We start from the raw sequence: 23,149 nt of genomic DNA, 5'->3' as shown, positions 1-23,149 counted from the left end.
AGCTCCTGAAGACGTTTTTGCTTGTATTGGCTAATCCGACTTTTTCTCATTTGGATATCCTAGATCAAATTACTTATCTAGGACAGCCCCTAATAAATATCCTTTGTTAGAGGATAAGAATGAGATGGCTGGATCTTTACTTGAAAGATTTGGATTAAATAATAAAGTTAATTTCCAGAATGGTTTTGTTAGTTATTCTGGTTTATCTCAAGGACAAATGAAAAGGTTAGCGCTTGTTTTAGCTATCTTAGAAGATAAAGAGATCATTGTATTAGATGAATGGGCTGCTGAGCAGGATCCTAACTTTAGAAGTGATTTTTACGATTCAATCATTCCAGAGCTAAAAGCTAAAGGTAAAACAATTGTGGTCGTAACACACGATGATAGATATTTTTACGTTGCTGATAGTATTATTAAACTAGAATATGGACAAATAGTTTTATAAATTTATTATTACTGGTAGATTCGACTAATAAGCTTATTATGTGAATTTACCACTTCTAACCTTTCCTGATTTAATAACTTCAGTTGGTACAATAAACGTCTGTTTTTTGTTCGTTTGATGCAGTTGTTTGCTGTATTTTAACTTATTGATAATCGTTATATATTGAACAGATTAGGTCATCATTATTAGCAGGTAAAATATATATTATATTCTTTATTGTTTAATGCGAGATTAAATTTTTATTATTTAAGTCTGCTTAATTTAAACAGGAGATTTTTATGATTTCATTATTAAAAGAACTAAAAAATAAAAATTATTCATTATGGCTAGAGGGTGATAATATAAGAATATTATGTGGTGAAGATGAATTGTCGGATTTTTTTATTAATGAAATTAAGCATAATAAAGATAAAATAGTGCGTTTTTTTAGAGATAAAAAGATTTTTACAAATAATGATTTTGAACAGTTGGATCATGAACTAGAATTCTGTCCCCTCTCTTTTCCCCAGGAACAGCTTTTATTTATTGAAGAATTTGAGAATGAATTTGTACCATATCATATTCCTTTGGCTTTTAAGCTTTCTAAGGAAGTAGATATTGATATATTGTATTCAAGTTTGTTCATTATTTTTCAAAAACATGATGTATTTCGGACAGTTTTTAAAACAGATGATACAGGTAAAAGATATCAATATATTTTACCTGATTATAAAGAAATTAATATGAAAATTATAGTTCTTGATAATGAAGAAAAACTACGGGAATCTTTTGCAGAAAAAATAAATATAAAATTTAATTTAGATAAAGATCCTCCTGTAAAATTATTTAGATATATTATTGATGATGACCAGTTTTTTTTGATTATCTTGCATCATATATCTTTTGATGCCTGGTCAATAGATGTTTTTCTAAAAGAATTATTATATATATGATTGTCTTATTCAGAAAAAGCCTGTTGAACTTCCTGAATTGGAAATAAATTACCTTGATTACACTAAATGGCAGCGTAATGTTTTTAAAAATGACACCTATAAAAAAATGGAATCTTACTGGAAAGATAAACTGGTTGGTTTTTCAGAATTAGATTTACCTCTTGATTATAGAAGAAATAGTATAATAAATTACAGTGGCGATAGTTTTGATTTTAATCTTACTGAAAAAATCTCTTATAAACTGAATGTATTGGCTGAAAAGTATTTAACAACTCCTTATGTTTTACTGATCAGTGCTTATTTCATTGTTCTGTCTAAATTGTCAGGACAAGAGGATATTTTGATCGGAATTCCATCCGATAATAGAGATAATTCACAAACACATCATCTTATTGGGTTATTTGCTAATATGCTGGCCCTCAGAATTTCAGTTGATCGTACATTAAATATTTCAGAATTTATTAAGGTTGTTCATCACGAAGTGGTGATGGCAAAGATTAATCAAGCGTATCCTTTTAGTAAGCTTATTGATTTACTGAACGTACCACGAGATATGGCTCGGCATCCTATTTTTCAGGTTTCATTTGATGTGGTTGAACAATCTAATGATATAAAATGTACAAACTCACCTTTCGAACCTTTAAATATTTCAACTTGTTATTCTCCTGCTAAATTTGATTTAGATCTCACTGTTACTATTAATAATAATATGATTTCTGGAAGTTTTATTTTCGCAAAAAGTGTATTGTCAAAAGGAATGATTAGTTCTTTGTGTGAAATGTATACTTCCGTTCTTATGGATATTTTAGATGAAGATGTAAAAAAGATTTCTGATTTATCTTTTATGGATAATTCTGAAAAAAATAGATTACTTTATGAATGGAATCATAATAAATTTCCATGCTTAATGAGCGATAATATTTTAGCTGTATTTGAAACCCAAGTACAGCGTACTCCGGATAACGTGGCGGTTGTCTGTGGGGAGGCGCGCCTGACTTACCGGGAGCTGAATACCCGGGCAAATCAGCTGGCGGGTTACCTGCGTGACCGTGGCCTCGCTCCCCAGCAGTTTGTGGCTCTGTATTTAGAACGCTCCGCCATGCAGATTATCTGTCTGCTGGCGATTTTCAAAGTCGGCGCGGTCTATGTGCCGTTTGACCCGGCCCATTCAGCGGGCAATCTCAGTGATATCCTGGCTGAAATGCCCGCATCTTTCCTGCTGACCCAACAAACGCTGTCCCTGACAGGATTGCCCCCGGCGGTGACGGTGATCCCGCTGGCGGCAGTGGAATGGGGTGCCCTGTCGTCATACGATGCCGGGGACAATCTGCCGGTGCTGCCGCTCCCGGCGAATGCTCTGGCGTATGTGATATACACCTCCGGCTCGACGGGCAGGCCAAAAGGGGTAATGGTTGAGAACAGAGCGCTGTGCGCGCATATCCTTGCCATGCGGGATACCTGCCAGTTTACTGACCGCGATCGCGTGCTGGTTTTTGCTTCTTTCAGTGTCGATACGTCACTGGAACACCTGTTGGCGGGATTGCTGTCTGGTGCCGAGGTGTATATAAAACAGACAGAATGGTGGACGGAAGCCGAGTTTTTTACCTATGCCTCGCGTCACGCAATCACCGTCACAGACCTGACGCCCGTCTATTGCCGACAACTGATGCATGCCGGGGATGAAGCGAAACACTACTGGCCGAAAACAACATTGAGGCTGGTTGTGCTGGGCGGAGAGAGTCTGCCGCCGGATTTGGTGGCGGCCTGGAAACACTTTGCCTTGTTTGGCCGGTGTGCGCTGGTGAATGCTTATGGGTGCACGGAAGCGACCATAACCAGCGCATGCTATTCGTTGGGTGACGGGGATGATAAACGGGCGGTGTTGCCGGTGGGGCAGGCTTGCAGCGTGACATCGCTGTACGTCCTGGATGAGAGGAGGCAGCCGGTGCCGGTCGGTGTCCCGGGCGAGTTGTATCTTGGCGGGGTGGGGCTGGCGCGAGGCTACCTGAATCAGCCGGCATTGACGGCGGAACGGTTTGTGCCGAACCCGTTTGCGACCGAGCGGGAGCGGGCTGAGGGATTGACCCGGCTTTACCGCACCGGTGACCGGGTGCGCTGGTTGCCGGACGGGACGCTGGCCTATCTTGGCCGGCTGGACAGCCAGATTAAATTACGCGGCTTCCGCATCGAGCCGGGTGAAATTGAATCGCTCCTGCGTACCGTGCCCGGGGTGGCTGATGCGGTGGTTCAGCTGCGTGAAGACCACCCCGGTGAAAAGCGGCTGGCGGCTTATCTGGTGGCCGGGCCTGACCTGTCCGGCCCGGCCTTGCTGACACGCTGTCATCACACCCTGACCGCCCGACTGCCCGATTATATGCACCCCGCCGTCTGGGCGCTGCTGCCGGCCCTGCCCCTGATGCCCAGCGGCAAACTGGACTGGCGGGCGCTGCCGGTGCCCGCGCCGCTGCCGCAGGACCCGGACGGGTATGTCGCGCCGGTCGGTGAAGCCGAACGCCTGTTGTGTGATATCTGGCAGGCGGCGCTGCATCTGCCGCAGGTCGGGGTGAACGATAACTTCTTTACCCTGGGCGGGGACTCCATTCTGGCGATTCAGGTGACCTCGCGGGCGGTGCGGGCCGGGCTGGCGGTCAGTGTGCGCCAGTTGTTTGAGCACAAGACGGTGCGGGGGCTGGCGGCGCATCTGGGGGCGGTCCCGGCGGTGTCGCAGGCGGCCCTGCGGGGCGAGATTGGGCTGCATCCGGTCCAGCAGCGCTTCTTCGCTGAAACGTCCGGTGAGTATCATCACTATAACCAGTCGCTGCGGGTCAGCGTGCCGGCGGATTTCAGTCTGCCCCGGCTGACGCAGCTGGTGACGGCGCTGTATGAACGGCATGACGGATTGCGGCTGCGTTACTGGCAGGGGCCGGAGGGCCGCTGGTCCGGGCAGTATGATGAAACGCCGTTAGCCTTGCAGGTGGCGGCGAGTATCCAGCACTTGCGGGTCTCGGGCGAGGCGCAGGTGCTGGCGGCCCGGGCGGCGCAGAGGAGTCTGTCGCTGGAAAAGGGGCCGCTGTTGCGGGCGGTGTACTTTGACGAGGAGGCCGGCGGGGGGACGTTGCTGCTGGTGATGCATCACCTGATAGTGGACGGGGTGTCGTGGCGTATTGTGCTGGATGATATGGCGGCGGGGTATCGTCAGATAGTGGCGGGCGAGGCGGTCAGGCTGGCGCCGAAAACCAGTGGCTATCCGCAGTGGCTGGCGCGTTTGCAGGGGTATGCCGGGAGTGAGGCATTGCAGGCGGAACGGGGGTACTGGCAGGACCAGCTGTTGGTGGCGGGAGAAGGGCTGGCGGTGGATTATCCCGGGGCGGGGGTGTCGTTACAGGCGGACAGTGAGGAAGTGGTTATCCGTCTGTCGGCGGCGGAGACCGGTCAGTTGCTGCAGCCGGCGGGGGCGGCCTACCGAACCCGGGTGGATGAGTTGTTGCTGGCCGGGGTGTTGCAGGGGTTCTGGCGCTGGCGCGGGCAGCGCGGCTTGCGGGTCTGGCTGGAAGGGCACGGGCGTGAGCTGTTGTTTGATGAGCTGGATACCAGTGGCACGCTGGGGTGGTTTACGTCGGTGTACCCGGTGAGGCTGTCGCGGCCGGCCGCTGAGGGGCTGGCGGGGTTAATCCGGCAGGTGAAGGAGACGTGCCGGGCGGTGCCGCATCACGGGATAGGGTACGGTATTTTGCGTTATCTGGCCGGCGACCCGGTCCTGGCGGCGGCGGAAGCGGCGGGCGGGCCGGAAGTGGTGTTTAACTATCTGGGGCAGTTTGATGGGGGCGAAGGGGGCCGGTTTACGCCGGTGCCGGGAGAGACGGGAGAGCCGGTGAGCGGTCGGCATAAACGGCATCACCGGTTAGGGCTGAACGGCTGGGTGGCGGGGGGCCGTCTGCATCTGGTGCTGGATTACAGCCGGCGGGAGTATGAGCGGGCGACGATGGCGGGGCTGGGTGAGGCGATAGAGCAGGGGTTGCAGGCGGTGATAGCGCACTGTGTGGCGGTGGGACAGGGAGGGTATACGCCGGCGGATTTTCCGCTGATGCGGGTGTCAGAGTCGCAGTTGTCGGCGTGGGAGCAACAGTATCCGGGATTCGAGGACCTCTATCCGGCGACGCCGATGCAGGCGGGGATGCTGTATCACGACCAGCTGTCGGGGGAGAGCGGAGGGGTGTACCTCTGTCAGACCGTCGTGATGCTGGCGGGTTCGCCGGATATTGTGCGGTTACGGCGGGCCTGGGAAACGGTGGTGCAGCGGCATGCGGTGTTGCGTACGCAGTTTGTGGCGGACAGCGAGGGGAGCTTAGTGCAGATGGTGCGGTCGTCGGTGAGTCTGCCGTGGTCGGAGGCGGACTGGTCGGGGCTGACGGAGGCGGAACAGGCGGCGGCGAGTGAGGCGTGGTGCCGTGAGGACCGGGCGCGGGGATTTGACGTGACGGCAGCGCCGCTGATGCGGATAGGGATAAGGGCGTGTGGCGGCGGGCGTTACCGGCTGTTGTGGACATGCCATCATATGCTGCTGGATGGGTGGAGCGGACCGCTGGTGTGGCAGGAGATACAGCGGTTGTACCGGGAAGGCGAGGGGGCGGCATTGCCGTTGCCGGTGGCGTATAAGGCATATATTGCCTGGCTGGGCAGGCAGGACAGGGAAAAGGCGCGAGCATTTTGGCGGACGGCGTTGTCGGGGGTGGAAGGGCCGACGCCGCTGAATGTGGCGCGGGTATCGCGGGGCAGGGAGGAAACGGCGGCGGAAAGGACCCACACGGTGAGGCGGGTGTTATCGCGGCGGGAGACGGCGCGGCTGCACCAGGTGGCGCGCCGGAGTGGGACGACGATGAGTACGCTGTTGCAGTGCGCGTGGGGGTATCTGCTGCACAGTTACAGTGGCGAGGAGACGGTGGTGTTTGGCCTGACGGTCTCGGGTCGTCCGGCGGAGGTGGCCGGGGTAGAGGAGATGGTGGGGTTGTTAATCCAGACGGTGCCGGTGAGGATGGAGTTTGGGGAGGGGGTCGGGCTGGATGCCTGGTTGCGGACGCAGCAGAGCCGGCAGGCTGAGTACACGGAATACGGTTATCTGGGGTTGAGTGAAATCCGGCGGCAGAGTGAGGTCTCGGGGGAGCAGGGATTGTTTGAGAGTCTGCTGGTGTATGAGAATTATCCGGTAGATGAACGAAATGAACAGATTGAAGAGGCTCTATCAATCAAAGGTCTCCATAGTTATATGGAAACTAATTATAAAATAACGTTACAAATAGTTCCTGAGGAGGAACTGGAAATAAAAATAAAGTATTTCGCCGATGTTATTGATGAAGTCTATGTTAAGGATATGCTTATCGGGATGTATGAGTTATTGATTAAAATGTCATACTTTAGCAGTGATACATCATACCGGCAGTTAACGATGTTTTCTGAAAAGAATCATAAAAATCGACTAGCTATAATTTATGGGGAAAATTATGTTCATGAAGTAGGTATAGGTATTCATGAGCTCTTTGAAAAACAGGTGTGTAAAACACCAGAGAAGAAAGCAATTGTTTGTGGACAAACTTCCATAAGTTATGTTGAGTTAAACACTAAAGCTAACTTTCTCTCAAGTAACCTAATGAAAATTGGGATAGATAAAGATGATAGGGTAGCTATTTACATGGAGAAATCCATCGATTTTGTGATAAGTATTTTGGCTGTATTAAAAAGTGGCGCATCATATATTCCTATTGATGCTAATACCCCTCTCCAACGTATTAAATATATTATAGAAGACTCAAGGCCAAAAGCTTTTATTTCTAAAGGAAATGAATTAGATGAATTGCATAAGTTTAATTTAAATCTTAATAAATTAGATATTGATAAGGTATTCTCTTCTTATCGTGGAGACTTTGATGCGCATAGATATGAGAATAAAAATATATTTTCAAAATGTTCTCATATAATTTATACATCAGGCACTACAGCGGAACCTAAGGGAGTTATGGGAACGCACGAGTCTGTTATAAACAGGATCACATGGATGAATAGACGTTTTCCTGTGTCAAAAAATAGAAGTGCATGCCATATAACTGATTTTTCATTTATTAGAGCCGTATGGGAACTTTTTGCTCCATTGTTACATGGTGTTGAACTTCATTTGATTAATGTAAATTATTATCAGTTTCTTGATGATTTTTCGGAGTTCTTAGTTAATAAGAATATACAATCAATCATTACAACACCTACGATGTTGGGTGAGATTATACGGATGCCAAAACATGTATTGGATGGATTTAAAAAACTCTCTTATTGGTTTATAAGTGGTGAGAAATTCCGTATTGATATTGCTAATAAAGCTATTAATCTATTTCCAAAAACGTCTTTTGTTAATCTTTATGGTTCGACAGAAAATATGTCGGATGTATGTTTTCATGAATTAGATAATAATATTAAGGATAAGGAAGTACTTATAGGAAAACCGATAGATAACACAGCGGTTGCTATTGTTAATAGAGATTATGCGCCTCTCCCTGTAGGCGCTGTGGGTGAAATATGTGTATCCGGTTGCTCTTTGGCATTGGGTTATTTCAGTGGAGAAAAAAGGCGAGGTGCTAAATTCATAGAAGGTAGACGTAATCTATTTAATGGCGAAAGATTTTATTGCACTGGTGATTATGGTATTTGTAGATATGATGGTAATATAGAATTTATAGGTAGAAAAGATGAATTGATTAAAATTCGGGGGTATAGGGTAAGTATAACAGAGATAGAAAATTCTTTTCTATCTCTGAGTTATATTGATTCGATATCCGCATTTTATAATAAAAAGAGTGAGAGAATATCAGCATATATTATTTTGTCTGATGTTAATGGAAAAGATAGTGATATTTTTTTAAATAGAATAAATGTAGATGTTCGTGATTTTATTTCTTCCAGAATATTACCGATAGATATTATCTTTTGTCAGGAAATCCCTAGAACAAGTAATGGGAAATTAGATAAAACTTTATTTGATACTGAGCATTATGTTGCTATAGAGTATGAACCGCAACAACAACCATTGAATTATATAGAACAGTATCTTTATGATATTTGGAGTGATATATTGGAAAGAGAGCCGGGAAATATTCATATGACATTCTTTGAGTCTGGTGGCAATTCTATATCAGCAATGAGAATGATATCGAAAATATATGATGAATTAGGTGTAAAAATTCCCATGAAATCAATATTTGATAATTTTACGGTATATAAGTTAGCAAAGATATTATCCGATAATTTAAAAGAGGAGATAGAAGAAGTATTGAAGGATGAAGAGATTAAAAAATAATTTTAATCATGTTTATATTTTTAAATTGCTGGTGTTTATTTTTAATGACAGGGAAAACTGACTCTTCTTTATAGCCAATTTTATTGTCATCCTTAAACCACCTCCTAGGGAGGTGGTCTTTTACTTTAATTATTTGATAAAAGGAAGAATAATATGAATTGTTCGGGGCGGGCTTCATGTGTTTTGATAGGCAACACTTCTATGGTGATAGAATGTGCAGAACAGTTATTACGTCGAAATGTTGAGATAAAGGCAGTTATTACCGGTGATAATCTTTTATCTACATGGGCTCTTGAATGTGGGATTAGATGTTTTACCACAATAGATGAGTTAGATGATTTAGTGTCTATCGAGCCATGCTCTTGGTTATTTTCAATTATTAATCCGATATTGCTGCCTTTATCTTTGATAAAAAAGTTTCTACATGGGGTATTTAATTACCATGATGCACTTTTGCCTCGTTATGCGGGTTCTTATTCTACTGCATGGGCGGTTCTAAATGGTGAAAAGCAGCATGGAATAACTTGGCATAGCGTTGATGAGGTTATTGATAGGGGGGATATAGCAGTAAGAATAGTTGTAAATGAAGTAAAGGATGATACAACTTTTTCTTTGAATTTAAAATGTTTTCAGGCTGCAATAGAAGGATTTAGTATTTTATTGGATAAGCTTTTAAATAATACATTAGAGTTGATAGCTCAGAATGAGGCAGAAAGAACCTATTATGCTAAGGATTTTAAACCAGTATCATGTGGTTTTCTACTATGGAATTTAAAGGCAAAAGAATTATCAGCTTTAGTGAGATCGATGAATTTTGGCGAGGATAATTATAATCCTATCACTACGCCTAAAATGTTATTGAATAATGACATAGTATATATATCTGAACTTCTGGTAACTACTCAACTTTCTCTTTGTTCTCCGGGAACAGTGCTCAATATTAATGAAAGCGGTATGGTTATCGCGACCAGCGATTATGATGTAATAATTAATAATTTTAGAGATAATTTGGGTAATAAGTTAAGTGCATCGGAGTTTTTTCCTGAAATAGGGAGTGTCTTACTCTTACCTGATATACAGAACTTGAAAGAATTAAATAAACTTTTGAGAGAATTTTCTGTGAGTGAAGGATTTTGGATTGAAAAATTGATTAATTTTAACAGATTAGATTTTCCATTGCTTGGCAAGAATATTGATTTATATAAAGCTAAATATTTTACTTCTGATTGGAATAATACTGATTTTATTAATGAATTTAATTTTCAGGATAAAATTAATCTTATAGTTTCTTCTATTATTGTTTATTTGTATCGAATGTCTGGGCAGCATGATATACAATTAGGAATGATAAATGATTGTTCTGTTGCGTCTCAAGATATCTTTTTAAGTAAAATAGTGTCATCTATTATTCCTGTCAATTTGACTATTAATGAGAATTTTTGTTTTTTTGATGTCATGAAGAAGTTTAATGAAGAAGTTAATAATTTATTAGAAAAAGGAAGCTTCCCTTATGATATTTTTATAAGAAAACCAGAACTTAATCCAATTCATTGGGGAATAATTATTCAGTATGTGACGAATCACTCCCTTAGTATCAATAGCTATCATGATGAACTGTGCACAGGTCTGAATGAAAGTATAATAAAAGGAGGGTGTTTGATTTTTCAGATAAATACAGATACCGGTGAGTTTAGATATTTGTATGATGATATTTTTCTTTATAAAAAGAATTATATGTGTGATTCTATTTTGTTAATATTGAATACTATTGTTGAAAAAGAGAATCTGTTTCAATGTATAAATACAATAGATTTCATGGTTGCTGAAGAGAGAAACCTTTTACTGGAAAGTTGGAATCATGTAGAAGAATATTATCCAAATAATCTTTGTTTGCATCAATTATTTGAAGAACAAGTGATTCGTTATCCTACTGCAATAGCGCTTGTTCATGGTGAAATTGAGCTGACTTATGACACTCTAAATCGTCGGGCTAACCAGTTGGCTCATCGTCTTATCCAGATGGGGGTGACTCCTGATTCTTTGGTTGCACTTTGTGTTGAACGCAGCCCGGCAATGATCATTTCCCTGTTGGGTATTTTGAAAGCCGGGGGAGCTTACCTGCCTATGGAGCTTGACAGTCCACAGCAGCGTCTATGTCAACAGTTAATGGATGCTTCGCCAATACTACTGCTTACCGATAAGGTAGGTCATCGACGGTTGGAAGGGTATAAGCCTAATGAGTTGCCAGAGCTGGAATTTTCTGTGGTAGAAAATGAGGAGGGGAATTTTAGTGAAGATAATCTAGATCCTTATATAACCAGGGTATGCGAGAAGCATTTAGCTTATGTTATCTATACTTCGGGTTCAACAGGGAAACCGAAAGGGGTGATGGTTGAACATGCTCAAATTGTTAATATTGTCCACTGGCATATTTTTCGATTTCGATTGGGTTTAGGTAGCCGTAGTGCTATGACGAAAAATCTGTCTTTTGATGCTAGTGCTTGTGATATATGGCCAGTGTTATCCTGTGGTGGAACGTTAGTACTTTCACTCAACCAGCTTGCCAACAATGTACCTGCTTTGCTTGAATGGTTGAACAATCAAGTATTGGATATCGCCGTTTTAGCTAGCCCAATTGCAACTTTGGCGATTGAGAAAGGTAAATTAAATCGTCATTTACGCTATTTGCTAATTGGGGGCGATCGTTTTACGTTCCCTCTTGTATCGCTTCCCTCTCAATTAACGTTGATTAATAGTTATGGCCCGACAGAAACCACGGTATTGGTGACTGCTGGTGAGCTTAGTCACAATGATCATGTTGTTCACATTGGTCGTCCGGTAGCCAATGCACGTATTTATTTATTGAATGAATACAGGGAGCCAGTACCACTGGGTTGTGTCGGGGAAATTTATATTGGTGGTGTTGGGGTGGCAAGAGGTTACCTTAAAAATACTAAACTGACCATAGAGCGTTTTATGGTGGATCCTTTTAGTCCTATATTAGGTGCACGTATGTATCGTAGTGGAGATCTTGCACGCTATCTTCCAGATGGTCGAATTGAATATGTTGGCCGCGATGATCAACAAATAAAATTACGAGGTTACCGGATTGAACTTGGAGAAATTGAAAAAGGACTGAATCAACATTCTGCTATCAGTGATAGTGTTGTTGTGCTCAGGGAAGATATCGTAGGTGATAAACGGTTAGTTGCCTATTTTATTCCTATAAAAGAACAGCAAAAAATGGGGAAAAATTTATTAAACAGGATGTTGCGTAATTTTCTTTCACAAACATTGCCAGACTATATGTTGCCTTCTGCCTATGTGTTGCTGGAATCATTTCCTTTGACTTCTAATGGAAAAATCAACCGGCAAGCTTTGCCTAAACCGGATATAGAGGCGATGCGCTTTATCACTTTTGAGGAACCGAAAGGTGAGGTTGAACAGCGTTTATCGTTACTTTGGTCAGAGCTTTTAGATGTGGCTCAAATTGGACGGCAAGATGATTTTTTTGAAATTGGAGGACATTCGTTGCTTGCTGTACGCTTGCTTAATAGAATTAATCAGTTATTTTGTATTTCTTTAACTCTTGAACGTCTTTATAAACATCGTACTTTGGCTGACCAAGCAGATATGTTAGTCAAATTACAGGGGCAAGAAGATGTGTTAGTGAAACTGCCTCCTGTAGTACGCTTTCCTCGCGTAAATAAATTACCTCTATCCGCTTCTCAGCAGCGGTTGTGGTTTTTAATGCAAATGGATCCGAAGGAATATTCTTATAATGTTCCTCTGCTTTTAGAAATATGTGGTCGGGTTAACATTGAGGCACTACGTATTACATTAGGTAAGCTTTTCGAACGTCACGAAGTATTACGGACAATCTTTTCCGTAGAAAATGGAGAACCTTATATCCAGTTATTACCTGCTGACTCTTGCATACCGTTTACTGAAAGTAATCTTAGTCACCAAAGAAGTATATCTAAGCAGCGATTAAATAAACTGTTTCAGTTTGAAGCTTGTCAATTATTCGATATGGGCCAAGGTCCATTGTTTAGGGGACATTTGTATCGGGTGGATAGTGAAGAAAATTATCTTCTATTAACTTTTCATCATATTATATTCGATGGTTGGTCTGTCAATATTCTGTTAAATGAACTTAATATATTATATCAAGCAGAATGTAATAGTCTGGAGGCACAGTTGCCGGAATTAGATATTCAGTACATCGATTATGCACTTTGGCAATCACTGTGGTTAACCGATGAATATCTTAAAATGCATGCAATGTATTGGCAGGAAAAACTTTCTGGGGTTACTCCATTGCTACCACTTCCGATTGACAGGCCAAGGGCAAAACAACAGAACTTTATGGGTTCAGCTTTACCTATTGAAGTTGGGTCATTACTTTCCTTGCAATTAAAACAATTAAGTCAACGCCATGAGACAACATTATCCACTACTTTGCTTTCGGCCATAGTGATTGTTCTTGCCCGTTTGTCGGGTTTGGATGATGTCATTGTTGCAATTCCAGTTGCTAATCGTGGTAGGTATGAATTGGAGTCGTTAATTGGTTTTTTTGTTAATACGTTAGTATTGCGGATTGATCTCTCGGATGGGCCTGATGGAGCAACATTGCTTGCTCGTGTGAAACAGACTGTACTTGAAGCGCAGGATCACCAAGAGTTACCGTTTGAGAAGATTGTGGAAATTGTTAACCCGCCGCGTAGTATGGCTTATACGCCTTTATATCAAGTTATGTTTTCATGGGAAGAGAATGTTAAACACGAATTTCCTGGATTTAGGATACATACGAAAGAAATTTTTTTAAATAGAGTGAAAACAGACTTAGAGTTTATTTTCAGTGAGAATGAACATGGAATAATTACTGGGCAAATTCGATATGCTTGTGCGGTTTTTGATGTTGATACAATCGAGAGATTTCGCATATATCTGTTAAGTATATTGCAATCTATGGTAGAAGGTATCTACCTCCCTGTTTTTACATATAATATGATTGGGGAAGAGGAGCGAAAACTTTTACTGGAAACGTGGAATCAAACAGAAAAATGTTATCCAAATAATCTCTGTCTGCACCAATTATTTGAAGATCAGGTGATACGTCACCCTGATGCAATAGCACTTGTCTATAATGAGACGGAACTCACCTATGACACTTTAAATCGTCAGTCTAACCAACTGGCTCATTGTCTTATTGAGATGGGTATTATACCTGATTCTCTGGTTGCCCTTTGTGTCAAACGTAGCCCAGCAATGGTTATTTGTTTGTTGGCTGTTCTGAAAGCAGGTGGTGCCTATTTGCCTCTAGATCCTAGTAGTCCGGCACAGCGTCTGTTTCAACAGTTGGAGGATGCTTCGCCAATGCTGTTGCTTACTGATGAAGAGGGTCACCGGCGGTTGGATGGGTATAAGCCTAACAAGTTGCCAGAACTGGAACTTTGCACATGGCAAGATAAGTGGGATAATTTTAGTGAAGATAATCCGGATCCTAATGTAACAAGAGTATGTGAAAAGCACTTAGCTTATGTTATCTATACCTCCGGCTCAACAGGCAAGCCCAAAGGAGTGATGGTCGAGCATGTTCAGGTAGTGAGATTGTTTCAGTCAACTTACTCTATTTATAAATTTAACGAAAAGGATATATGGTGCCTTTTTCATTCCTATGCATTTGATTTCTCTGTTTGGGAAATATGGGGGGCTTTGCTTTACGGAGGAAAGCTGATTATTGTTCCAGAACAGTCCGTTAAAGACACGAAGGAATTTTATGAGTTGGTTTGTAGAAAGAGAGTTACTATTTTAAATCAAACTCCTAGTGCTTTTGAGCTTTTTATTGATGAGCAGGGAAAAAGAAGATTACCGAATGATTTAAGATATGTTATTTTTGGTGGAGAAGAATTATCTCCATCAATGCTTTCTGGGTGGTATTTTGAACCTTCTTCACCTAAAACACAATTCGTCAATATGTATGGAATTACTGAAATTACTGTGCATGCAACTTATCATATCATTCAGATGTCCGATATAGAATCTTCTTGTAAATTAATAGGGAAACGTTTGAAAGATCTATGTATTTATACCGAATGAACTTCAAGATGCTTGAGCCGCCAGACATAAAAACATTTAAATTCAACAACATAATCGTTTTTCAAACATGCAATTTGAAGTATTTTGAGTATATATATTGGATACCTACCTTAGACCTGTTCCGATCGGTGTGAAGGGAGAGATATATATCGCTGGGCCTGGAGTAGTTCGTGGATATTTAAATAGGCCAGAATTAACACAAGAAAGATTTATACGGAATCCATTTTCATCGACTGATGAGATAATGTATCGCACAGGTGATATAGCTTGTTATTTGAATGATGGAAATATTGAGTACTTTGGTCGTAACGATCGGCAGATACAGTTAAGAGGTTTCCGTATTGAACTAAAAGAAATTGAAACTATGATAACAGCATTAGAAGGAGTTTTACAAAGTGTTGTTGTTGTTAGAGGAGAAGGCGATAATAAGTATTTATCTGCCTATTTAGTATGTTCTAACGTTTATGTTTGGAGTAAAATAAAAATTAAAGAAAAATTATCTTATACTTTACCAGAGTATATGGTACCAACCACATATACCTTTCTTGATTTCATACCACTTACTATCAATGGAAAAGTAAACTATTCTTTGTTACCAGAGCCAGATCGCAATGACGAATGTAGTTACGTGGCACCAAGTAATATTCTGGAGGTGAAAATATGCCAGTTATTGAGTCAACATTTAAAGTTAGAGCGTGTGGGGATATTTGATGATTTTTTTCAATTGGGGGGTAATTCTATATTAGCTGTCAGATTAGTTGCAGCTATGAACGATTCTTTGAATATGGCTGTCGAGTTGTCTGATATTTTCCTTGGACGCAATGTATTTGGAATTGCTAAAATGCTTCAAAACAGAGAAAAAATCGAGGATAAAATACCGAAAATATTTTTAAGAAATAAAAAGAATAAAGGAGGTTTGATAATTTAAGGCGATTTCTCATAGTAAGTGCAATATAATTATTTGCATTCTCGATTGAGAATGAAAAACAGCACGCAGTTTAATCATCAGGATTTTTTATCTATCCGTCATTTTGCACCTCATTCCTGATTTAAAAATAGTGTGATCTTATGCATACTTTATATCTTTGTAACGCCAATGAGATTGACGGTGATCGCGCGTTTTGAGCTATTACTTTTGTTTGTCGGAAAGTCACCTTCAAATCTAAATGTTAATCGCCAATTGCCATTAACCGATATAGCACAGTGACCTTTTAATAAGTTGAATGTTTGTTGTAGTTAGCGATTTAATTAAATATTGTAAAACTCATAGTCAATAAAATATTTAAGGTGTCACGGTTTCGAATCATAACTTTCAACTCTAATTTCTGAGATTTACTTTAACTTATTGATAAGTATAAAAAATAATAAGGAGAATGAGCGGCGCATCCTGTTATAATTGAATCTTAGTTTTATACCGGTTGCATTAATTCATAAAAATTTACTGAATGTTTAATAATAGATTAAAGGTTAAATCATGTGGTTTAATTTTTAATTATTTATAGATATAAGGAAATAATATGTCTGAAGTTATGAAACCTGAAAATGAATGTCCGTTTGATCCTAAGCAATATGAATGTCATAGTGTTGTTGCTCCAGTTGGTTCTTTTTCTTGGGCTTTGATTCAATTAAAACTACGCAAACTTGTCGCTCGTTCTGTTTGGCGCGATAAAAAGATGTATTTGGCTATTACTCCTCGTGTGAATGATTTAACAGTAGAAGAAGGTAGTGCTTACGCTGTTGATGGTGTCGCCGTTGGCACTAAATATGATTATTTGACGCATATTGATCTACGCAATGAGCACGGTAACTTTGTACCGTGGCAGCCAACGCAAGAAGATATGATGGCTTGTATTGGAATTTTTTTGAAGATAAGGTAAAGCTTGAACCAGAGTCAGATGATATGTTGGTTTTCGATCTTAAACCAGAGTTTGATGAAAAAGTTAGGTATTATGGATATCTGAGTGAAAATAAAATAAGTGACTCTGATGCCGCTCCCATAGGGACTTTAACTATTACCCAAAATAAGACAGATATTAAAAATACTTTAATATTCCATACTGTTGAAAACCCAGGTTATATTCATTTTTCTGTATCCTTTGATGAAGTTAACTCTCAAAAGGTGAAAGAATTATTTAAGAAAAATCTTTATGTCAAAGTTGACAATATAACCTATAATCTTGGGACAGGCTCAGAAATGAGTCCAGATATAACAAATTCCACGCACGGTATTTTATATAACCATCATAACCCGCCCAATAATCCACATAAAGTGGATGCTGAAAAACTAGGCAGAATTATAAAGCAAACAGGTGTAACTACGCGTTTTTACTTAAATTGGAGTGATGCATAAGAATAAATAATTCAAATCTACACCCTAAATTCAAGGCTGCGCTCCTGCGTGGTCTTTTTATTTTTCACAATCAACTTAAATCACAGAGCTACATATAACAGCTTATTAATACCTATTAGTTACGATGGGGGGAATGTGAAGGGCAATCCTGATTTGTAGATCGGAATACTACAAGGTTTTAAAGACATCCTAAACCAAGCTCACAAAACAGGTAAATAATGGTGATGAGAGTACATCACCTTTATTTCTCAATTACTTTTGTTCCGTAGAGTTCATAAGGGTATTATGATAGGGTTCAACAGGGAATTGGCCGTAGCTATCATTTAATAATTGCTGTTGGCTTGTTTGTTTGATGAGTTTACTTAATTCATCAAGTCTTTTCTGTAGTAGTTTTTTAATCTCATTTTCATTATCTAAAATTGTCTGCAAAATGTTGGTCATTTTTTGCTGTAACGAAAGAGAAGTCGTCGATGATATTGAAGAGTGGCTGATCACTTCTACTGCTTTAAGGTAGGTGATTTCCATATCAACAAGTTCATCCCATTTTTCATTTTTAGCTAAATTAAGCATTTGCTCACTTAAACTTAGGATCTGTTGGTAAGCTGACAAAAGATCCATTTTATTATCCATTAAACAATATCCTGACTGGCGTTGTAATGAGGGCCAATTTGCCGCCAAGCGTCTGAAATCTCGGTGAGTAACTTTATTACTTCGGTAATGGCTGGCTCATCATTGCGTAAATTAGCGTGGAGTAAACGTTGGGTCATATAGTCATAAAGGGAAGCGAGATTGTGTGCCAGCTCTCCACCTTTTTCATTATCTAACCCTTGTTTGAGGCCATTATCGATGATATTGATCGCTTTGGAAATAGCTGCGCCTTTTTCCGCGATATTACCTTGTTCCATCAGAATAATTGCTCGACGTAGGGCGCTAAGCGCCCCGTTGAACAAAATCTGAATCAACTGATAGGGGGAGGCGTTCATAATTTCGCTCTCCACATCTATCTGGGCATATAATTGACTTGCCGAACGTTGATACATAATTTCCTTTAATTATCTTATTTTCTGTAATTGTGATAGGAAGTTACCGGTGTTTCCCAAGGAAGAGACCATTTTATCCAGTTGTGAAAATTGGCGTTTATAACGTTCAATTGTTTCGTTAATATTCTGTTTAGTCCTGTCTACTTGTTGATCAAGGGTTTTTAGACGCTTGTTAATACCATCAGTCGCGGTAACTAAGGTACCTTCATGGCTATCCAGTGCAGTTTTTAATAGCTTATGTGTCTGAGTGGCAAAACCCGTTTCTTTACCGTCACCCATAAAGAACGCTTTCACATTAGCTGGTTTTTCTTTTAGATTTTTTTCCAGTTTTTCGTTATCAATTTCCAGCTTACCGTCAGGCTTTTGTTTAATGCCCAGCTTATTCAGGGTTGGAATATCATTAGCCGCCTGAGAGCTGAAAATCTGGCCTCTTAGTTGATTCTGTATTCCGCGTAATGTGCTGTCGCCTAATAACGCGCCATTATCTTTCGACGGTTCTTCACCCTGTTTTACTGGCTTAAATTTGGTCAGTGAATCAAATGTCGTTTGTAATTCATTATAAGCATCAACCCAATTTTTAATCGCCTCTTTCATCGGCTCAATATCACGGGATATAACCAGTATTTCTGGCTTATGTTCCCCTGGTTTATCTTTATCCTCAGTCGTTTTTTTCAGATCCAGTTTAACGCCTTCGGGTGCATCGGTAATATGGTTTGTCTGACGCTCAATTGGGATTTTGTTGACGGTTAAGAGTGCATTCTTAGCTTCGACGGTTTGAGTGAGTTTACTCGTTGTACCCGGATAGTCTAGAAATTGACTGAGTTTGTTATCACCTTCAACAGTGATGGTCATCACCGATTCAGTGCCCGCTTTTTTGGCCGTCAGCACTAAATAGTTTTCGCCATCTTTGGCTTTAATAATACTGGCGTTGACATTACCTTCCTGCTTATTAATCGCATCACGGATCTCAATAATGGATGTTTGTCCGTCTGTCAGCTCGATTTTCATCGGCTTTTTTTCACCAGGTTGAGTAATGGTAATTGTCCGGGTTTTACCTTCACCCAAAGTTTCACCGATATGCTCTTTGATATTACTGACTTTTTCTGTCTGTAATGATTGTGCCTGTGCCAATTGTTTAACTTCAATACTGTAGTTACCTGGGCTGGCTTTAGAATCAGTACTGGCAACGAATGCATCATGTTTTTCGCTGGCAGTGGTTGTATTAAGTTTATCGAACTTTTTCAGTGATTCAGACGCAGTTTCCAGTTTTTCTAAACTACCTTTTAATGTACCAAAAGCGGTTAGCTTACCTTTATAACTGGTTTGTTGCTGTGTCAGCGGTACTAAACGTTTTTGTTCTGCTGCCTGAAGTTTATCCAATATAGAGCCCAGATCCATCCCCGACCCGGCGCCTAATGAAGAAATGCTAGCCATTTATTGACTCCTTTATTAGTAAAGCTTTATTGAACCGGTTATCGGTAAGTTTTTGGAAAAGTTTACTAATAAAAATAATTTTTCTATGGTAGGAATAGTCGTGAAGAACCGACGCTGTTTGGCTTATCAAGGCAATGTGATAAAAAAGAAAAAGTTTTTTCAAGAAAAATTAAAGGTTCTTTGAGGGGCGCCGATAAAACTGTTGGCGGTGATGAACACCGTGGGTAAACCCCAAACTTATATATCGACTTGATTTTAAAAAGGAACTCTAACTATGGCACAAGTCATCGGAACTAACATCCTCTCCCAGCTGACTCAGAATAACCTGAATAGATCCCAGGGTACTTTGGGTAGCGCTATTGAGCGTCTGTCTTCTGGCCTGCGTATCAACAGCGCGAAGGATGACGCGGCTGGTCAAGCGATCGCTAACCGTTTCACTGCAAATGTTAGAGGTTTGACTCAGGCAGCACGTAACGCTAACGACGGTATCTCTATTGCACAGACTACCGAAGGTGCGCTGAACGAAATTAACACCAACTTACAACGTATTCGTGAACTGGCTGTTCAGGCGACAAACGAAACCAACTCTGCGAGTGATACCAAATCTATCCAGGAAGAAGTTACTGAACGTTTAAAGGAAATTGATCGTATTTCTAAACAGACTCAATTTAACGGTGTTCATGTTCTAAGTGAAAAGAACGAAATGACTATTCAGGTTGGTGCTAACGATAACGAAGTTATCGAAATTAATCTGGAAAAAATTGACAGCGAGATTCTGGGACTGAATAAATTCACTGTTTCTAAGGAAGTTCCACACGGAGAAGTAATTACACAGGTTGACGATGGTGCAGGTGGGAAGAAAAACATCGATCATACTGCCGACGCTAAAGTTAAGGACCTGAAAAATGTAGAATTCTATAAAGCCGTTAATGAAAAAGGTGAAGTTGATCCTGGCAATTATGTTGTCAAAGGTACTGACGAAACAGATGGCAAAGTAAAATATTTCAAAGCCACTATTACTAAAGAGGGTAAATTAACAGCAGGTGATGACATCACTGCCAAAGCATCAGAAAAGCCTCTGGAAACTTTAGACAAGGCTCTGGCAAAAGTTGACAGCCTGCGCAGTTCTTTGGGTGCTATCCAGAACCGTCTGGAATCTACCGTTAACAACCTGAACAACACCGTTAACAACTTGAGCGCAGCTCGTAGCCGTATCGAAGATGCTGACTACGCGACCGAAGTGTCTAACATGAGCCGTGGTCAAATTCTGCAACAAGCGGGTACTGCGGTTCTGGCTCAGGCTAACCAAGTGCCTCAGAATGTAATGTCTCTGCTGCGTTAATCGTTCAGTTAGGGCAATATGTGAACCTGATTCACATAAAAATCCAAATAAAATCAAGGATCGGCTCGCCGGTCCTTCTTTTTTAGGAGTTTATCAGGAACAGCCTAAAATTTGTGATACTATTAGGCAGACAATAAATTTCGCATAGGTGAAAAAGAAGTGTTTTTACTACATTGTTCAAACGATTGCCCTTGTTAGGGGATTGGATAATGATGGTTAGTCTCTTTTTCCAAAGGTGTCTGTTGTTGTGAGCGATTTGTATACCGCCGAAGGCGTGATGGACAAAAACAGCCTCTGGAAGCGCTACGTACCATTAGTTCGCCATGAAGCGTTAAGGCTACAAGTTAGGTTACCCGCGTGTGTGGAGCTGGATGATCTACTTCAGGCCGGGGGAATCGGCTTACTAAATGCGGTGGAACGTTTTGATTCCTTACAAGGAACCGCGTTTACCACTTATGCGGTACAACGCATCAGAGGTGCAATGTTGGATGAGTTAAGGAGCCGTGATTGGGCTCCGCGTAGCGTGCGCCGTAATGCGCGCGAAGTGACGCAAATCATCCGTAAACTTGAGCAAGACTTAGGCCGTCCAGCCAGTGAGCAGGAAGTTGCTAAAGAATTAAAGATTGATCTGGTAGAATATCGGCAGATACTGTTAGATACGAATAACAGTCAATTGTTTTCGTATGACGAATGGCATGAAATTCATGGTGAAAGCTGTGAACCTGTCATTGAAGAGGGGCATGAAACTAATCCCTTACAACAATTGCTGGAGAGTGACGTTCGTCAACGGGTAATTGAAGCTATTGATTCGTTACCTGAACGAGAAAAAATGGTTCTGACGCTGTATTATCAGGAAGAACTTAATCTGAAAGAGATTGGCGCAGTACTTGAAGTCGGGGAGTCCCGTATAAGTCAGCTACACAGCCAGGCGATTAAACGCTTGCGGGCACGCTTAAATCCGGAAAAGTAACTTTTTTGCTTATTTGTTTTTTGTTTAAGACTACACACAGGGCTTATCTCTTATGTCTGTTACAACACAAAAGAAACGGCCGCTCAGCCGTTACATTAAAGACTACAAACATAGTCAAACTCATTGCTTGCATTGTCACAAAGCTCTTGACCGTATCTCTTTGGTTTTTAATGGCCAAGTGATCAACAAAGAGTCCATCTCCGAGATGACGGAGTTGATTGATGACAAGACCTGGGATGAGCTGCAAGATAAATTTGTCGCGTTATGTCGTTTTTGCAGTGAGATTTATTGCAATAGCGAGACAGATTATTTTGACATCATGTCGTTCAAACAGTACCTGTTTGAACAGACTGAAATGAGTCATAGTACTGTTCGTGAGTATGTGGTTCGTTTACGACGTTTGGATGAATTGCTCACTTCAAGCAATTACCCTGTAAAAGAGTTCACAACAGAGAAAATTCAGGAAAAACTGAGTGAAAAGCTGTCACAGTCGGCATTCAGTAACTACAACATTGCTTTGCGCAAGTATGAACAGTATTTGAGCTGGCAACAGGGCGGTCACTAAGCTGGAAATATAAACAGCAAAGAGATGATTAATTTTGGGGGAACACATTTTGGTGTGTTCCCCTTAGACCGCTGACAAGCCACGTTAAAAATAACGAGGTTGTTTTCATTATGCATAATCATGCAACTCATTTTCTTCATTAATCCGGTTTAATTGCCCGTCTGGGCGTGTAGAAGAGTTTATACGTTAGGCAAACAAAAGGAGATATCATCTCGATTGGAGAATATTTGCATATTTTTTATCTTTCAGATGTGAAAATAAAAATCTCTTACAGATGAGATGATGAATGATTTATTAATCTTTTCAGTAAGTCAATGGGCTTATTTTAATAAAAGCGAAAAAGAAGAGATAATAATATAATACAAGCTTGGCTTTTAATAACAGGGACGATAATAGGCTTAATTATTTTTTATATGATGGTTGTTGATTACCTATTTTCCATAAGATTTTTTGTTTTTATTTCATTGAGTTAGGGTTTTGGAGGTGATGAAGGAAATTATTTTAAATATCACGATAGGTACCAACTTATTTTGCTTTGTTATCTTTTAAGTTGTCTCACTATTAATTAGCCTAACATCATCTTAAATCTTATTGACTTTTGTATGTGGCAATATATTGTATATGTTAATT

At 40.9% G+C, this 23,149-nt stretch carries 11 protein-coding genes and 1 pseudogene; 9 read left to right on the top strand and 3 right to left on the bottom strand.

Features of this window, described 5'->3' with window-relative positions; translation table 11 throughout:
- The first annotated feature begins 124 nt into the window (after positions 1-124).
- From BA1DRAFT_RS01380 to BA1DRAFT_RS24765, 6 genes and pseudogenes are all read left to right on the top strand, one after another.
- Entirely contained in the window at positions 125-445 is a 321-nt protein-coding gene (locus BA1DRAFT_RS01380) for an ATP-binding cassette domain-containing protein (RefSeq protein WP_036775513.1), read from the top strand.
- A gap of 278 nt (positions 446-723) precedes the next feature.
- Positions 724-1,377, top strand: a complete 654-nt coding sequence (locus BA1DRAFT_RS24320) for a condensation domain-containing protein (protein ID WP_036775512.1) — start codon at positions 724-726, stop codon at positions 1,375-1,377.
- Positions 1,378-1,414: 37 nt separating this feature from the next.
- A complete protein-coding gene (locus BA1DRAFT_RS01370; RefSeq protein WP_036775511.1) occupies positions 1,415-8,716 on the top strand; it encodes a non-ribosomal peptide synthetase in 7,302 nt (2,433 codons plus the stop codon).
- A 153-nt stretch (positions 8,717-8,869) separates the two neighbouring features.
- Complete coding sequence (locus BA1DRAFT_RS01360) at positions 8,870-14,818, top strand: non-ribosomal peptide synthetase (RefSeq protein WP_082303611.1); 5,949 nt, start codon at positions 8,870-8,872, stop codon at positions 14,816-14,818.
- A 97-nt stretch (positions 14,819-14,915) separates the two neighbouring features.
- Positions 14,916-15,746, top strand: coding sequence for a non-ribosomal peptide synthetase (locus BA1DRAFT_RS21155; protein WP_072164748.1), 831 nt, complete (start codon positions 14,916-14,918; stop codon positions 15,744-15,746).
- Between the two features lie 589 nt (positions 15,747-16,335).
- A pseudogene (locus tag BA1DRAFT_RS24765) lies at positions 16,336-17,168 on the top strand (DUF2829 domain-containing protein).
- Positions 17,169-17,420: 252 nt separating this feature from the next.
- On the opposite strand, the gene fliT reads toward BA1DRAFT_RS24765, so the two are convergent.
- From fliT to fliD, 3 genes are read right to left on the bottom strand one after another with little or no spacing between them, the layout of a single operon-like run.
- On the bottom strand, positions 17,421-17,798 hold the full coding sequence (gene fliT / locus BA1DRAFT_RS01345) for a flagella biosynthesis regulatory protein FliT (protein WP_036775506.1): 378 nt from the start codon (positions 17,796-17,798) through the stop codon (positions 17,421-17,423).
- Positions 17,798-18,208 carry a flagellar export chaperone FliS gene (fliS, locus tag BA1DRAFT_RS01340; RefSeq protein ID WP_036775505.1) on the bottom strand — a complete coding sequence of 137 codons (411 nt, stop codon included), beginning with the start codon at positions 18,206-18,208 and terminating at the stop codon, positions 17,798-17,800. The genes fliT and fliS overlap by 1 nt, the downstream gene beginning before the upstream one ends.
- Before the next feature lie 12 nt (positions 18,209-18,220).
- Positions 18,221-19,642 (bottom strand): flagellar filament capping protein FliD, encoded by a 1,422-nt coding sequence (fliD, locus tag BA1DRAFT_RS01335; RefSeq protein WP_036775504.1) that lies wholly within the window; start codon positions 19,640-19,642, stop codon positions 18,221-18,223.
- Positions 19,643-19,916: 274 nt separating this feature from the next.
- Between fliD and BA1DRAFT_RS01330 the strand changes: the two genes are divergently transcribed.
- The 3 genes from BA1DRAFT_RS01330 to fliZ all read left to right on the top strand — a co-directional run bounded on the left by BA1DRAFT_RS01330 (position 19,917) and on the right by fliZ (position 22,519).
- A complete protein-coding gene (locus tag BA1DRAFT_RS01330) occupies positions 19,917-20,984 on the top strand; it encodes a flagellin FliC (protein WP_036775503.1) in 1,068 nt (355 codons plus the stop codon).
- A gap of 247 nt (positions 20,985-21,231) precedes the next feature.
- Entirely contained in the window at positions 21,232-21,954 is a 723-nt protein-coding gene (locus tag BA1DRAFT_RS01325) for an RNA polymerase sigma factor FliA (protein WP_036775524.1), read from the top strand.
- 52 nt (positions 21,955-22,006) lie between these two features.
- Entirely contained in the window at positions 22,007-22,519 is a 513-nt protein-coding gene (gene fliZ / locus BA1DRAFT_RS01320; RefSeq protein ID WP_011146218.1) for a flagella biosynthesis regulatory protein FliZ, read from the top strand.
- Positions 22,520-23,149 lie beyond the last annotated feature (630 nt).

The organism is Photorhabdus aegyptia (genome assembly GCF_000612035.1).
Lineage (GTDB): Bacteria > Pseudomonadota > Gammaproteobacteria > Enterobacterales > Enterobacteriaceae > Photorhabdus > Photorhabdus akhurstii.
The sequence above is the reverse complement of the archived record's forward strand: the minus strand, read 5'-3'. Positions and strand labels throughout refer to the sequence as shown.